Source organism: Bradyrhizobium huanghuaihaiense, assembly GCF_025200885.1.
Taxonomy (GTDB): Bacteria; Pseudomonadota; Alphaproteobacteria; order Rhizobiales; family Xanthobacteraceae; genus Bradyrhizobium; species Bradyrhizobium huanghuaihaiense.
This window is the reverse complement of the sequence record NZ_CP104172.1, coordinates 5,773,117-5,786,223: the sequence shown is the minus strand read 5'-3', so window position 1 is coordinate 5,786,223 and position 13,107 is coordinate 5,773,117. Positions and strand designations below refer to the sequence as shown.

Below are 13,107 nucleotides of genomic sequence, written 5' to 3'. Positions count from 1 at the left end.
CTTGACGGCTTCCAAAATTTAGTAATACGTTTAGTGTTACAAAAAAACTAAACATCACGCATCGAGCCGATGTGTGGGAGGAGCCCCAGTCCTTCCGGACCCGTTTCCGGAAATGGTCCGTCTCGTTCTCCACTCATCGCTCCTCAAACTCGGTTTCAGGATCTTGGCGTCGTTCCGGCAGGGAGCGCCGAGCGGGTTAGATGCTTCAACGAGAGAGGAAACAGATATGCGGACATTCAATTGGCTAAGGAGCTCGACGGCAACCACGGTCCTCGGGACGGCGCTGCTGGGGATATTTGGCGGAGGCGAAGCCGCAGCTCAGGGCAAGCAGCTTACGCTGTGCTGGGCGGCATGGGATCCGGCCAATGCGCTGGTCGAGCTCGGCAAGGACTTTACCAAGCAATCCGGCATTGAGATGAAATACGAGTTCGTCCCGTGGACGAGCTATGCCGATCGCTTCCTCAACGAGCTCAACTCCCACGGCAAGCTCTGCGACCTGATCATCGGCGATAGCCAGTGGATCGGCGGCGCCGCCGAGAACAAGTGGTACGTCAAGCTCAACGATTTCTTCGACAAGGAGAAGATATCGATGGACGACTTCGTCCCGGCGACGGTCGTCGGCTACTCGCAGTGGCCGAAGAACTCGCCGAACTATTGGGCGCTGCCGGCTATGGCCGATGCGGTAGGCTGGACCTACCGCAAGGATTGGTTCTCGCGGCCCGAGATTCAGTCCGCTTTCAAGGCAAAGTACGGCCGAGACCTGGCGCCGCCGAAAACCTATGACGAGCTGAAGCAGATCGCGGAGTTCTTCCAGGGCCGCGAGATCGACGGCAAGAAGGTCTATGGCGCCTACATCTTCACCGAGCGCGGCTCGGAGGGCATTACCATGGGCGTGACGAACGTGCTCTACAATTATGGCTTCAGCTACGACAATCCGAAGAAGCCGTACCAGATGCAGGGCGTCGTCAATTCATCCGACGCGGCCAGGGGGCTGGAGTTCTACAAGGAGCTCTACAAGTGCTGCACGGCGCCCGGCATGACTAACGCCTACATGCAGGAAGGGCTCGATGCCTTCAAGTCCGGCCAGGTGGCGATGCAGATGAACTGGTTCGCCTTCTTCCCGGGCCTCTACAAGGATCCGAATGTCGGCGGCGACAAGATCGGCTTCTTCGTCAATCCGTCCGGTCCGAACGGACACTTCACCCAGCTCGGCGGGCAGGGCATCTCGGTGGTGGCGACTTCCGACCGCAAGAACGATGCGCTCGCCTACATCAAGTGGTTCGCGCAGCCCTCCGTGCAGCAGAAGTGGTGGCAGCTCGGCGGCTATTCGGCGCTGAAGGCGGTTGTCGATGCACCCGACTTCCCGAAGAGCGCGGCGTTCGCACCGCAATTCCTGGAGTCGATGGGTATCGTCAAGGACTTCTGGGCCGAGCCGTCCTACGCGCAACTGCTGCTCGACATGCAGAAGCGGGTGCATGACTACGTCGTTGCCGACAAGGGCACGGCGCAGCAGACGCTCGATCTCCTGGTCAAGGATTGGACCAAGGTCTTCAAGGAGCAGGGCAAGCAGGTCGCGTCGCAATAGAGCGTGATCCGGAAAAGTGTGCCGCCGTTTTCCGAAAGATCATGCTCAAACAATAAAGCTAAAGCGCGTTCATAGCGCTTTAGACCCGGCGCTCGTGTCAACTGAACCGGTTTCCCCGGGGTGTATCCCGGGGAAGCCGAACCAGCCAGCCGATGGACCAGATGACGACGATCCTTCAACCTGATGATGCTACGATTGCAGGTATGAGCGAGCCCGCCAGATCTCGCGCCACGCGGCCCGTCCGCGGCCTTTCGGACCGGACCATCGCCTGGCTGTTCGTTGCGCCGACGATCGCGCTGTTGCTGGCAATCAACATCTTTCCGCTGGTGTGGATGATCCGGCTGTCCTTCACCAGCCTCAACCTCAGCATGTCCTATCTGCCGTTGCGGTTCGTCGGGCTCGATAATTTCCGCGACATCCTTACCGACGAGGACGTCTGGTTCCGGCTGCAGACCACGGCGCAATTCGTGATCTGGTCGGTGGCGTTACAGGTGGTGATCGGGTATGGCTTGGCGCTGTTGATCAACCGCCAGTTTCGCGGTCACAGTTTCTGGACCACGATCATCCTGCTGCCGATGATGCTGTCGCCGGCGGTCGTCGGCAATTTCTGGACGCTGCTGTTACAGCCGCAAATCGGGCCGTTCAACTCCCTGATCAGCCTGTTCACGGGGGTGCCGCCGAGTTCGTTCAGCATGACCGGGCAGGTCTCGCTCGCGCCTTGGACCATCGTGCTCGTCGACACCTGGATGTGGGCCCCCTATGTGATGCTGATCTGCCTCGCCGGGCTTCGCTCCATTCCCGATTACATCTACGAGGCGGCCGAAGTCGATCGCGCCTCGGCCTGGCGGCAATTCTGGTCGATCACACTGCCGATGACCGTGCCGTTCCTGATGCTCGCAGTGCTGTTTCGTGCGATCGAGAACTTCAAGATGTTCGACATGGTCAACCTCCTGACGTCGGGAGGACCGGGCTCGACCACGGAGCTCGTGTCGATCACGCTGAAGCGCGCGGCGTTCGAGAAATGGCGCACCGGCTATTCCTCCGCGCTCGCCATCATCCTGTTCGTGACCGTGTTCGGTGCCGCCAACATCTATGTCAAAGCGCTCAACAAGGTGAAGCAACGATGACCGCTGCCGTCGCCAAAACTGTCCTGGCCAAGTCCACCGCTCACTCCATCGTCGAGGCTTCGCCGCGTTCGAAGGCGGTCGCCGGTGGTCTCGTTATCCTCTATGCCGTGATCACGATCCTGCCGCTGCTCTGGATCGTCGCCACGGCGTTCAAGTCGCAGAGCGATGCGATTGCCTATCCGCCCAAGGTGCTGTTCGAGCCGACCCTCGAAGGCTATGTGAACCTGTTCACGGTGCGCACGCGGCAGACGCCGGACTTCATCGCAAAATTGCCGCCGCCAGAGACCTGGTACGACAAGCTCGTGCGTCAGCACGACATGGTGATCGCCGGCCCCTCCAAGGTCGTGCCGCGTTTCGTCAATTCGCTCATCATCGGTTTCGGCTCGACATTCCTCGCCGTCTTCCTTGGCACGCTCGCGGCCTACGCTTTCTCGCGCTTCCGCATTCCCCTGGCCGACGACCTCCTGTTCTTCATCCTCTCGACGCGGATGATGCCGCCGGTCGCGGTCGCGATCCCGATCTATCTGATGTACCGGCAGCTCAACTTGACCGACACCAGGCTTGGCATGATCCTACTCTATACGGCCGTGAACGTCTCGCTCGCCGTCTGGCTGCTCAAGGGGTTCATCGACGAGATCCCGCGCGAATATGAGGAGGCCGCGCTTGTCGACGGCTACACGCGGCTGCAGGCGTTGCGCAAGGTCGTGTTGCCGCAGGCCGTCACGGGAATCGCGGCAACCGCGATCTTCTGCCTGATCTTCTCCTGGAACGAGTATGCGTTTGCGGTTCTCCTTACCAGTGGTGAAGCCCAGACCATGCCGCCCTTCATCCCTTTCATCATCGGCGAAGGCGGACAGGACTGGCCGGCCGTCGCCGCTGCGACCACGCTGTTCGTCGTCCCGATCGTCCTGTTCACCGTGTTGTTGCGCAAGCACCTGCTGCGTGGCATCACCTTCGGAGCTGTGCGCAAATGAACGGATCTGCGGTTGGCAAAAGCGGGATGTCTCGCTGGTTCCTTCGTGGGTCTTGGGAGGCCGGCGCGATGACCCTGATCGGCGGCGGCATCGTCATGCTGGTGCAGCCTTGGTCGATCGATCTGTACAGCTATTCCTTCGTGACGATCCTTGCCGGCACGGTTGGCTATGTCATTGTCAGCCATTTTCCGGAATAGGGCGGCAGCCATGGCACAAATCCGCGTCGAAAACCTGCGCAAGTCGTTCGATCAGTTCACAGCCGTTGAAGGTTCGAACTTCACCATCGATGACGGCACCTTTTTCGCGATGCTCGGGCCCTCCGGCTGCGGCAAGACCACCACGCTGCGCATGATCGCGGGCCTCGAACTGCCGACCGAGGGCAAGATCCTGCTCGACGGCGAGGACGTGACCTTCCGCCGCGCCGCTGCCCGCGATATCGCCTTCGTGTTCCAGCTCTTTGCGCTCTATCCGCACATGAATGTCGCGGGCAATATCGGCTTTCCCCTGAAGTGCCAGGGCATGGGGCGGAGAGAGATTCGCGAGCGGGTGCAGGAAACCGCGCGGCTGCTGCGGATCGAGCATCTCCTGTCGAGCAAGACGTCGAAACTGTCGGGCGGCGACCGGCAGCGTGTCGCGCTTGGCCGCGCTATGGTGAGACGGCCGAAGGCCTTCCTGATGGATGAGCCGCTCGGGGCGCTTGATGCCGAATTTCGGCACCTGATGTGCAGCGAGCTTCGCGACCTGCACGACCGCATCGGTGCGACCACCGTCTATGTGACGCACGACCAGCTCGAGGCGATGTCGATGGCGGATCAGATCGCCGTCATGAATAAGGGACGCGTCGAGCAGATCGGCTCGCCGCAAGAGGTCTATGACCGGCCCGCCAGCATGTTCGTAGCCGATTTCATCGGCTCGCCACCGATGAATTTCCTGCGGTTTGAAAGCGGCCTGCGGTCGGGGGATCGGGCTGTCGCCTTCCATAGCGTCAGCGTCGAAGTGCCGGAGATCCGCGAGGATCGTGCGAGCGCACCGCTGGCGCTCGGGATACGTCCTGAGCACATTCGCTTTGCCGACGCGGCACCCGTCCGCGGCGAGGTGTTCGGCGCCGAATATCTCGGCACCACGCAGATCGTCACCGTCGACACGGCACATGGACGCGTCGCGGCGCGGCTGCCCTCCAGCGCGTCGGTGCGGATCGGCGAGACGGTGGGTCTTGAATTCCACTCCGAGAGGCTGGCGCTGTTCGATGTCGCCAGCGGCCTCGCTGTTCGAACCGCCAGTTTGGGGAGTGCGCGTCATGGCTGACGTAGTTCTGCGCAACATCAGCAAGCGCTTCGAAGCGGTCGAGGCCGTGCGCGAACTCTCGCTGGCAGTGAATGATGGAGAATTCCTGGTCCTGCTCGGGCCGAGCGGAGCCGGCAAAACCACGACGTTGCGGCTGATCACCGGGCTCGAGGCCCCCGACGCCGGCTCGGTCATGATCGACGGCCGCGATGTGACGCACGATCCGCCAGGATCACGCGATATAGCCTTTGTCTTCCAGCAGTATTCGCTGTATCCGCACCTCACGGTTTACGACAATCTGGCGTTTCCGTTGCGCTCCCCCGCGCGGCGCGTGCCGGAGCCAATTATTCGCAAGCGCGTCGAGCAGACGGCGGAGCTTTTGCATATCGCAAGCAAGCTGAACAACCGTGCAACCCGCCTGTCCGGCGGCGAAATGCAGCGGGTGGCCATCGGCCGCGCGCTGGTTCGCGATCCCTCGATCTACCTGATGGACGAGCCGCTGTCGTCGCTGGATGCGAAGCTCCGAGCGGAGCTTCGTCTTGAGCTCAAGCGGATCCAGCTCGAGCTTGGCGCGACTATTCTCTACGTGACCCACGATCAGGTCGAGGCCATGACAATGGCCTCCCGGATCGGCGTGATCAGGGACGGCCAGCTTCTTCAGTGCGGCACGCCGCGGGAGATCTACGAAAGCCCGTCGAGCAGCTATGTCGCCTCGCGCCTCGGCACGCCTCAGATCAACTTCCTTCCGGCCCATCTGTTGTCCGACGTGCCGGTGCCGCCGGGAACGGAGACGGTCGGCATCCGAACCGAGCATCTGCAAATCGCCGCGCGCAATGGCGGACGGATGGTCGGCCGGGTGCACCGCGTGGAGCACCTCGGTGAGCAGAATCACGTTCACCTGGATTATAAGGGCGAGATGCTGGTGACGCTTGCCGATCCGCGCCAGCCGCTTCAGTCCGGCCAGGAGGTCGAACTGCACCTGGTGCATCCACTCTGTTTCGATCGCGCGGGGCAGCGCATCCCAGCGATAATTCACTAGAGGATTCATTCGATGTCGCTGCAACCCGAAACGTTCAAGTCGCTGGTCAAGGTGGCCGCAGAGCAGGTCATCGCCAGCGCGCCGGAGCTTACAAGCCTGGATCAGGCGATTGGCGACGGCGATCACGGAATAAACATGAAGCGCGGGTTCGAAGCCGTGCTCGGCAAGCTCGACGCCATATCCACGCAACCGCTCGACGAGGCGCTGAAGACGATCGGCAAGACCCTGGTGATGACGGTCGGCGGCGCGTCGGGGCCGCTTTACGGCAGTTTCTTTCTCGCCGCCGGCGAAGCGCTCTCGCACGACAGGCACTTGCCGGACGATCTCGCTGACGTCTTCGGCAGCGGCGTGAACGCGGTGAGCGCACGGGGCCGTTCGCAGGCCGGCGAGAAGACGATGCTCGACGTTCTCGTTCCCGTCCTGGAGACGCTGAAGACTGCCGCCGGCCAACCTGACCTGATCGCGCGGGTCCGGACAACTGCAGCCGAAGCTGTCGAGCGGACTGCGCCGATGCAAGCCACCAAGGGGCGGGCGTCGTTCCTGGGACCGCGCAGCGTCGGGCATGTTGATCCCGGGGCACGTTCGAGTTGCGTTCTCGTGCAGGCGGTCTGCGCGAGCCTGGAGGGACAGCAATGACCGACACTGTGGGTATCGTGATCGTCTCGCATTCGAAGGACATCGCCAAGGGCACCGCCGACATGGTGAGGCAGATGGTCGGTAGCGAGGTCAAGGTGGCGTTCTGCGGCGGCAATCCCGATGGTGGATTGGGCACCAGCGTCTCCCTTATCATCGACGCCATCAATGATGCTTGGTCCGCCAAGGGTGTCGCGATCCTCGTCGACCTCGGAGGGGCCGAAACCAACAGCGAAATGGCGGTCGAGATGCTGGAGCCTGCGCGGCGCGATCTCGTTGTCGTATGCAACGCACCGATCGTCGAGGGGGCCGTGATGGCGGCGACCGAGGCGGCAGGCGGCAGCTCATTGGCCCAGGTGAAGGCCGTGGCCGAGGAACTCTCTGCCGACTGAGACGTCGGCGAAGCGAAGATGGAATATAGGTATGCTGGACAAAGCGGACGGACAGATTTTCACCGGCAATGTGCGGCTGATGCACGCAGTGGGCATGCACGCGCGCCCGGCGGTCAAGCTGACTAAGCTCGCCAAGAAGTTCCAGGCCCAGATTTCCGTGCGGGTCGCAGGCGCGGCCGAGTGGATCAACGCCAAGAGCGTCGTCAAGATCATGGCGATGCGCGCGGCTCACGGCAGCACGATCGAGATCAGGGCGTCAGGCAGTGACGCAGAGGTCGCCGTCGCCGCGCTGGTCGATCTGATTGCAAGCGATTTTCCGGACGGGACTTAGCAGCATGCAGGTTGGCGCGACAGGGTTGGCCTACCGCGGCAGGACCGCCTCGATCGGCTTTGCCCACGGTCCGTTCGTCCGGGTCGACGCCGATACCAATGGCGAGCGTGTCGCGGGTAACCTCGCTGAAGAAGCGCTTGCCCTTCGTGCTGCGATCGACACGGCAAGCGGGCAGATCGCGGATTTGGCCGGGATCGCCGGCGGCGAGGCGGCGCAAATTCTCGAATTCCAGGTCGCGCTCCTGGAGGACGAGGATTTCATCGAGGCCATTTTCGCGTCGATCGGCGAGGGGGATGCGGCTGACGTCGCATGGCGTTCGGCGCTCGACACGCAGATCGCGGATTACAATTCAGCGGCGGACGAGTATTTGAAGGCGCGCTCTTCAGACCTTGCGGACCTGCGCGACCGCGTGATCAACATCTTGCGGGGCGATGGGGGGCAGGCCCTGGAAATTCCGAGCGGTGCCGTCGTGTGCGCCGACGATCTGCCGCCCTCGCGATTCCTTGAGATCGACTGGTCCGGTGGCGGTGGTCTGGCGCTCCTGCGTGGCAGTCCCACGAGCCACGTCGCGATGCTGGCGCGCGCGCGCGGTATTCCCATGGTCGTGCAACTCGGCGCCATTCCAGACGTCGGAGCGACCGCGCTGCTCGATGGTGAAGGCGCGACGCTCGAACTCGATCCCAGCGCCGAGCAGGTCCGCCTGTTCGAAAAGCGGCGCGAAAGCCATCGCAAGAGCAGGGCGTCTGCGCGCGCAATTCTGCGACGGCCGACGGCATCATGGCGCGGCGAGCGGATCAAGCTGCTCATCAATATCCAGCGCGTCGACGATCTCGAGCACGCCGACGCGCAATATGCCGATGGCATCGGCCTCATGCGCACCGAGTTTCTGCTGACGGAGCAGGGCGGCTTGCCCGACGAGGAGACGCAGTTCCAGGCCTACGATGCGGTGTTGCGTTGGGCCGACCGGCGCCCGGTCACTATTCGTACCTTTGACGCGGGCGGCGACAAGCCCATCGCCGGATTCACGCTGGACGGCGAAGCCAATCCGTTCCTCGGGGTTCGCGGCTTGCGGCTTTGCCTGGCCCGCCCCGAGATATTTGCCGTCCAACTCCGCGCACTGGCGCGTGCTGCGGTGCATGGAAATCTCAAGGTCATGTTTCCGATGGTCACATCGGCGGACGAGCTCGAGGCCGGACGGAAGCTGTTTTCCGACGTCGTGCAGCGCTTGCAGGCGGAGGGCATTGCCGCGATGCTTCCCGAGCTGGGAATCATGGTCGAAGTCCCGGCGGCAGCCCTGGCGATCGCGAGCTTCAAGGCCGCCTTCTTCTCGATCGGCTCGAACGATCTCGCGCAATATGTCCTTGCCTGCGATCGTTCCAATGGAGAGCTCGCCCCCTTGATGGATCCGCTGCATCCGGCCGTGCTCGAACTGATCGCGCGGACCGCCGAGCATGGCCGGCGCGCCGGGATCAGCGTCAGCCTGTGTGGCGACATGGCTGGCGATCCGCGCTGTCTCCCCGCATTGCTGAACTGCGGCTTACGCGAGCTTTCGGTGAATGCGTCGGCGCTTGCGCAGATCAAGCAGACCATCGACCGGCTGAGCGGCGGAGGTGGCCTTGGCTGACACGGCGATCGATGAACCGGCGGAAGCCGGTGCTGTGGCGATTTACAAGCGCATCTTCAAGGAGGTGCTTGAGAGCCGGCCGTCCGGCATGCGGCTTCGTCTTGCGCATGCCATGGGCAAGAATCGCAGCTTCGTCAGCCAGATCAGCAATCCCGCTTATCCGGTGCCGATTCCTGTGCAGCATCTCAATACGATCTTCGATGTCTGCCACTTCCCTCCGCAGGCGAAGGCCGCTTTTCTTCGCGCTTATGCGCGCGCACATCCGCGCCGGGTCGGCCGGCTGACCGAAGGATCGCACGAGCGGACGTTGACTCTGCATTTGCCGGATCTCGGTAGCACCAAGCGGAACGCCGAGCTCGATGCACTGCTCCAGGAATTCGCGCGGCGCCTGATTGCTATCATGCGGGAAAAATAAGGCGCGAGGCCAAGGGAAGGAAAAAGGGCAGGAAGCGGGGAGGAGACAATGAAGAAGTTCATCAATTCGGTCGACGGCGTGCTCGCGGAAAGCCTTGACGGGTTTGCGACTGCGCATGCCGATCTCGTCGCGCTCGGACCGGAACGGAAATTCGTGCGACGCCGCGAGCTAAGCCCCCGGAAGGTCGCGCTCGTGTCGGGCGGTGGCAGCGGGCATGAGCCGCTACATGCCGGTTTCGTCGGCTATGGCATGCTCGACGCCGCCTGCCCGGGACAGGTTTTTACCTCGCCGACGCCGGACCAGATCGTCGAGGCTGCTCAGGCGGTTGTGGGGGACGCCGGCGTGCTGTTCATCGTCAAGAACTATGCGGGAGATCGCATGAACTTCGAGATGGCGGCCGAGATTGCTGAGGGCCGTATGGCCACGATCGTGACGGATGATGACGTCGCGGTCGAGAGCTCGACCCACAGTATCGGGCGTCGCGGCGTGGCGGGCACATTGATCGTCGAGAAGATTGTCGGCGCGGCCGCCGAAAAGGGTGCTGACCTCGAGGGCTGCGTTGCACTCGGCGAGCGCGTCAATGCGCGCACGCGCTCGATGGGGGTGGCGCTGACGAGCTGCACGGTTCCAGCCGCTGGCACGCCGACCTTTGCGCTCGGTGAGGACGAGATGGAGATGGGGGTCGGCATTCACGGCGAGCCGGGTCGTCGCCGCGTCAAGCTGGAGCGAGCCGATGTGATCGCGGACGAGATGACGACGGCCATCGCGCAGGATCTCGACGCGCGCGACGGAGCCGAGGCCCTCCTGCTCGTCAACGGATTTGGCGGAACGCCAACGATCGAGCTCTATCTGATGTACAACGCGGCGCGCCGGATGCTCGAGAAGCGCGGCTTGCGCATCGCTCGCTCGCTGGTCGGCAGCTTCGTCACCTCGCTGGACATGGCCGGGTGCTCGCTCACCGTCAGCCTGCTCGATACCGAAACGACGGCGCTCTGGGACCATCCTGTGCGCACGGCGGCATTGAAATGGTGATTGCGGTCGTCCCTGTGCCCTGTTGGCCTAGAGGGCAAAGCGAAGATGCAAGGCTCGGGCGAAACCCGCCGCGAGAATGTCGAGGTGTGTCCTTGAAAGGTGTGTTGGAGGATCGCGATGCTGCCGCTTGCTCCGTCCCTGCGACGAAGCTGGATTGCCTCGCGCCCCCTGGGTCCGGCCCGCTGCTGCCGCGAAATCCGCTACTCCCGGCGAGGACTTGAACGTCTATATGGTTTCCATGCTGTCTCATCGATTTTCTGTCGCCCCCATGATGGATTGGACCGAGAGTTCAAGTTTTTCAATCGGTTAGAAGGCTGTGTGTGCACGACGTGTGCACCGGAAGATCAAGAAAAACCCTACGACATCTAACATGAGCAAGCGTTCTGAAGTGGGCGGCGCGGTCGCAGAAACCGCCACTTCTTGGCCACGCATTCGCGCAGCCAAACTTGCTGCTCATTAGATCAATGATGCGGCAACCTGGGATCGGAGTAGCTCGTCGCTATCGCCGCAACTCTGCTCTGGCTGACGTAACTGTCCACACCATCTAGAGGACGAAGCTACGCATGGCGGGTCCGCCCCCCGATGGCGGTCTCTACTGGTCGCCACATGCTGCCCACGATAGCCGATCTTCCCAAGCCGGACAGGGCAGGCACAGCGGGGCGTGCAGCCCATGTTCCCTGCGGCATAAGATTTCTGTTGTTCATCGGTTTTGGCGCCTCTAGCATCGAGCCAAAACGCGTCGAGACAAACCGCGCCGGGAGGACATGATGCGCTGCATTCGAGCATTGCTGCCGATTGCGTGCGCGCTCGGCTCGCTGCTGGTCGCGCTGGCGCCGAGCCATGCGCAGGGCGTTCCGCAAAACATCCCGAGAAGGGATCTGCTGATCCTGGAAAACCCGGAAGGAACCGTCAAGAACGCCGGCTGGTTCAACATCTGGGCGATCAATGCCGGATCGCAGTCGAACGGATTGCAGCAGGTCGCGCTCGATACGCTCTGGTACATCGATCCCGAGAGCGGCCTCGACGGCGTCTGGGACAATTCGCTGGCTGCCGAGAAGCCGCAATACAACGCCGACTTTACCGAAATGACGGTCAAGCTCCGCAGCGGCATCTTCTGGAGCGACGGCGTCGAATTCACCGCCGACGATGTCGTCTCGACGGTGGCGACGCAGATCAAAAATCCGGGCATGCGCTTCGGCGCAGTGCTGGCGAGCAACGTCGCATCCGTTGATGCACCGGACGCCCGTACGGTTGTGTTCAAGCTCAAGAAGCCCAATTCGCGCTTCCACGCCAATTTTACGGTGCGCTGGGGGGCGGTGTGGATCTTGCCTAAGCACGTCTTCGACAAGGTCGAAGATCCCGCCAAATTCGATTTCAACAAGCCAATCTCTCTCGGCGCCTACGTGCTGCACAGCTACGATCCGGAGGGCAAATGGTACATTTGGCAGCTCCGGGACGACTGGCCGCGCACCACGCTTGCGCGTTTCGGGAAGCCCGGTCCGAAATATCTCGCCTATGTCGATCCCGGACCGCCCGAGAAGCGGGTGATCGCGCAGCTCAACCACGAGCTCGACGTGATCCACGATATTGCGCCGGAGGGCATGTTCGCCCTTGCCAAGCAGAGCAGGGCGACGCGGGCATGGTTCAAGGGTTTCCCCTATGGCCACCCAGACCCGACGCTTCCCGCCGTGATCTTCAACACCCAGAATGAGACTTTCAAGAACCCGGATGTGCGATGGGCGCTGGCGCTGTTGATCGACATCAAGGCCGTGGCGATGGCGGCCTATCGCGGTGCCGCCACCATATCGGCGATCGGTGTGCCACCGACCGGAACCCACCCGGCGACCTATCACGGGCCGATGGAAGAGTGGGTCAAGGCATTCGAGATCGATACCGGCAAGCGCAAGATCAAGCCGTATGACCCCACGATCGGCAAGCAGATTGCCGACATGCTGCGGCCGTCCATGAGCGAGCAGATCCCATCCGATCCTGCGGAGATCGCCAAGGCGTTCGGCAGGGGCTGGTGGAAGCCCGACCCGCAGGCGGCGCAGGAGCTTCTGGAAAAGGCCGGTTTAAGCAAGCGGGGCGGCACCTGGATCACGGCGGACGGAAAGCCGTTCAGCGTCCGTGTCATGGTCGAAGGCGATTTGCGCCCGGTGATGACCCGCGCCGGAACGATGATCGTGCAGCTATGGAAGCAGGCGGGCATCGATGCCAAGATCGATGTCGCGCAGGGGACGCTGCCCACGCGGCGGGCGGCCGGCGATTTCGACACCTTCATCGGTTGGAGCGTCGAAACCTGGGGCGGCCACCAGGACTTGTCCTACTTCCTCGACAGCTGGCAGTCGCAGTTCATCGCCGAGCCAGGAAAACCGCAGCCGCTCCGCAATTGGCAGCGCTGGTCCAATCCCGCGCTCGACAAGATCATCGAGGAGATCCGGACGGTCGGCTTCGATGATCCGAAATCGATCGAGCTCGGCAAGGAGTACGTCAAGCTCGCCGTGAAGGAGATGCCCACCATACCACTGATGGCTTACAACGTGTTCACCGCAATGGACCAGACTTACTGGACAGGCTTTCCGACCTCGGAGAATCCCTACACCAATCCAGTGCCGAACTGGGGCAATTCGCGCTACATGTTCGTCAGGCTGAAGCCGGCCAGTTAGGATGC

Annotated in this window: 13 protein-coding genes; all 13 read left to right on the top strand. The window is 62.4% G+C overall.

Translation table 11 applies throughout. The annotated features are described in order from the left end of the window. Window positions 1–226 precede the first annotated feature (226 nt). The 13 genes from N2603_RS27800 (at window position 227) to N2603_RS27740 (ending at window position 13,102) form a co-directional block, all read left to right on the top strand. A complete protein-coding gene (locus tag N2603_RS27800) occupies window positions 227–1,585 on the top strand; it encodes an ABC transporter substrate-binding protein (protein ID WP_260384637.1) in 1,359 nt (452 codons plus the stop codon). 203 nt (window positions 1,586–1,788) lie between these two features. Then, on the top strand, window positions 1,789–2,712 hold the full coding sequence (locus N2603_RS27795; protein ID WP_260384636.1) for a carbohydrate ABC transporter permease: 924 nt from the start codon (window positions 1,789–1,791) through the stop codon (window positions 2,710–2,712). Further along, a complete protein-coding gene (locus N2603_RS27790; RefSeq protein WP_260384635.1) occupies window positions 2,709–3,686 on the top strand; it encodes a carbohydrate ABC transporter permease in 978 nt (325 codons plus the stop codon). Before N2603_RS27795 ends, N2603_RS27790 begins: the two co-directional genes overlap by 4 nt. After that, entirely contained in the window at window positions 3,683–3,883 is a 201-nt protein-coding gene (locus N2603_RS27785) for a hypothetical protein (protein ID WP_260384634.1), read from the top strand. The genes N2603_RS27790 and N2603_RS27785 overlap by 4 nt, the downstream gene beginning before the upstream one ends. Window positions 3,884–3,893: 10 nt before the next feature. Continuing rightward, window positions 3,894–4,991 carry an ABC transporter ATP-binding protein gene (locus N2603_RS27780; protein ID WP_260384633.1) on the top strand — a complete coding sequence of 366 codons (1,098 nt, stop codon included), beginning with the start codon at window positions 3,894–3,896 and terminating at the stop codon, window positions 4,989–4,991. Continuing rightward, window positions 4,984–6,009, top strand: coding sequence for an ABC transporter ATP-binding protein (locus N2603_RS27775; protein WP_260424270.1), 1,026 nt, complete (start codon window positions 4,984–4,986; stop codon window positions 6,007–6,009). The genes N2603_RS27780 and N2603_RS27775 overlap by 8 nt, the downstream gene beginning before the upstream one ends. Window positions 6,010–6,021: 12 nt before the next feature. Next, window positions 6,022–6,645 carry a dihydroxyacetone kinase subunit DhaL gene (gene dhaL / locus N2603_RS27770; protein ID WP_018645443.1) on the top strand — a complete coding sequence of 208 codons (624 nt, stop codon included), beginning with the start codon at window positions 6,022–6,024 and terminating at the stop codon, window positions 6,643–6,645. Then, window positions 6,642–7,034, top strand: coding sequence for a dihydroxyacetone kinase phosphoryl donor subunit DhaM (gene dhaM / locus N2603_RS27765; protein WP_011086355.1), 393 nt, complete (start codon window positions 6,642–6,644; stop codon window positions 7,032–7,034). The genes dhaL and dhaM overlap by 4 nt, the downstream gene beginning before the upstream one ends. Before the next feature lie 31 nt (window positions 7,035–7,065). Next, on the top strand, window positions 7,066–7,365 hold the full coding sequence (locus N2603_RS27760; protein ID WP_260384632.1) for an HPr family phosphocarrier protein: 300 nt from the start codon (window positions 7,066–7,068) through the stop codon (window positions 7,363–7,365). A 4-nt stretch (window positions 7,366–7,369) separates the two neighbouring features. Beyond that, on the top strand, window positions 7,370–8,989 hold the full coding sequence (gene ptsP, locus N2603_RS27755; RefSeq protein ID WP_260384631.1) for a phosphoenolpyruvate--protein phosphotransferase: 1,620 nt from the start codon (window positions 7,370–7,372) through the stop codon (window positions 8,987–8,989). After that, window positions 8,976–9,404 carry a hypothetical protein gene (locus N2603_RS27750; protein WP_425248929.1) on the top strand — a complete coding sequence of 143 codons (429 nt, stop codon included), beginning with the start codon at window positions 8,976–8,978 and terminating at the stop codon, window positions 9,402–9,404. Before ptsP ends, N2603_RS27750 begins: the two co-directional genes overlap by 14 nt. A 48-nt stretch (window positions 9,405–9,452) precedes the next feature. Continuing rightward, on the top strand, window positions 9,453–10,436 hold the full coding sequence (dhaK, locus tag N2603_RS27745) for a dihydroxyacetone kinase subunit DhaK (protein WP_260384629.1): 984 nt from the start codon (window positions 9,453–9,455) through the stop codon (window positions 10,434–10,436). A 767-nt stretch (window positions 10,437–11,203) separates the two neighbouring features. Further along, a complete protein-coding gene (locus N2603_RS27740; protein ID WP_260384628.1) occupies window positions 11,204–13,102 on the top strand; it encodes an ABC transporter substrate-binding protein in 1,899 nt (632 codons plus the stop codon). Window positions 13,103–13,107 lie beyond the last annotated feature (5 nt).

What these genes read in the sequence shown, in the direction of transcription:
- N2603_RS27800 (WP_260384637.1), top strand. Translation starts at nt 227, where the DNA reads ATGCGGACATTCAATTGGCTAAGGAGCTCGACGGCAACCACGGTCCTC.
- N2603_RS27795 (WP_260384636.1), top strand. Translation starts at nt 1,789, where the DNA reads ATGAGCGAGCCCGCCAGATCTCGCGCCACGCGGCCCGTCCGCGGCCTT.
- N2603_RS27790 (WP_260384635.1), top strand. Translation starts at nt 2,709, where the DNA reads ATGACCGCTGCCGTCGCCAAAACTGTCCTGGCCAAGTCCACCGCTCAC.
- N2603_RS27785 (WP_260384634.1), top strand. Translation starts at nt 3,683, where the DNA reads ATGAACGGATCTGCGGTTGGCAAAAGCGGGATGTCTCGCTGGTTCCTT.
- N2603_RS27780 (WP_260384633.1), top strand. Translation starts at nt 3,894, where the DNA reads ATGGCACAAATCCGCGTCGAAAACCTGCGCAAGTCGTTCGATCAGTTC.
- N2603_RS27775 (WP_260424270.1), top strand. Translation starts at nt 4,984, where the DNA reads ATGGCTGACGTAGTTCTGCGCAACATCAGCAAGCGCTTCGAAGCGGTC.
- dhaL (WP_018645443.1), top strand. Translation starts at nt 6,022, where the DNA reads ATGTCGCTGCAACCCGAAACGTTCAAGTCGCTGGTCAAGGTGGCCGCA.
- dhaM (WP_011086355.1), top strand. Translation starts at nt 6,642, where the DNA reads ATGACCGACACTGTGGGTATCGTGATCGTCTCGCATTCGAAGGACATC.
- N2603_RS27760 (WP_260384632.1), top strand. Translation starts at nt 7,066, where the DNA reads ATGCTGGACAAAGCGGACGGACAGATTTTCACCGGCAATGTGCGGCTG.
- ptsP (WP_260384631.1), top strand. Translation starts at nt 7,370, where the DNA reads ATGCAGGTTGGCGCGACAGGGTTGGCCTACCGCGGCAGGACCGCCTCG.
- dhaK (WP_260384629.1), top strand. Translation starts at nt 9,453, where the DNA reads ATGAAGAAGTTCATCAATTCGGTCGACGGCGTGCTCGCGGAAAGCCTT.
- N2603_RS27740 (WP_260384628.1), top strand. Translation starts at nt 11,204, where the DNA reads ATGCGCTGCATTCGAGCATTGCTGCCGATTGCGTGCGCGCTCGGCTCG.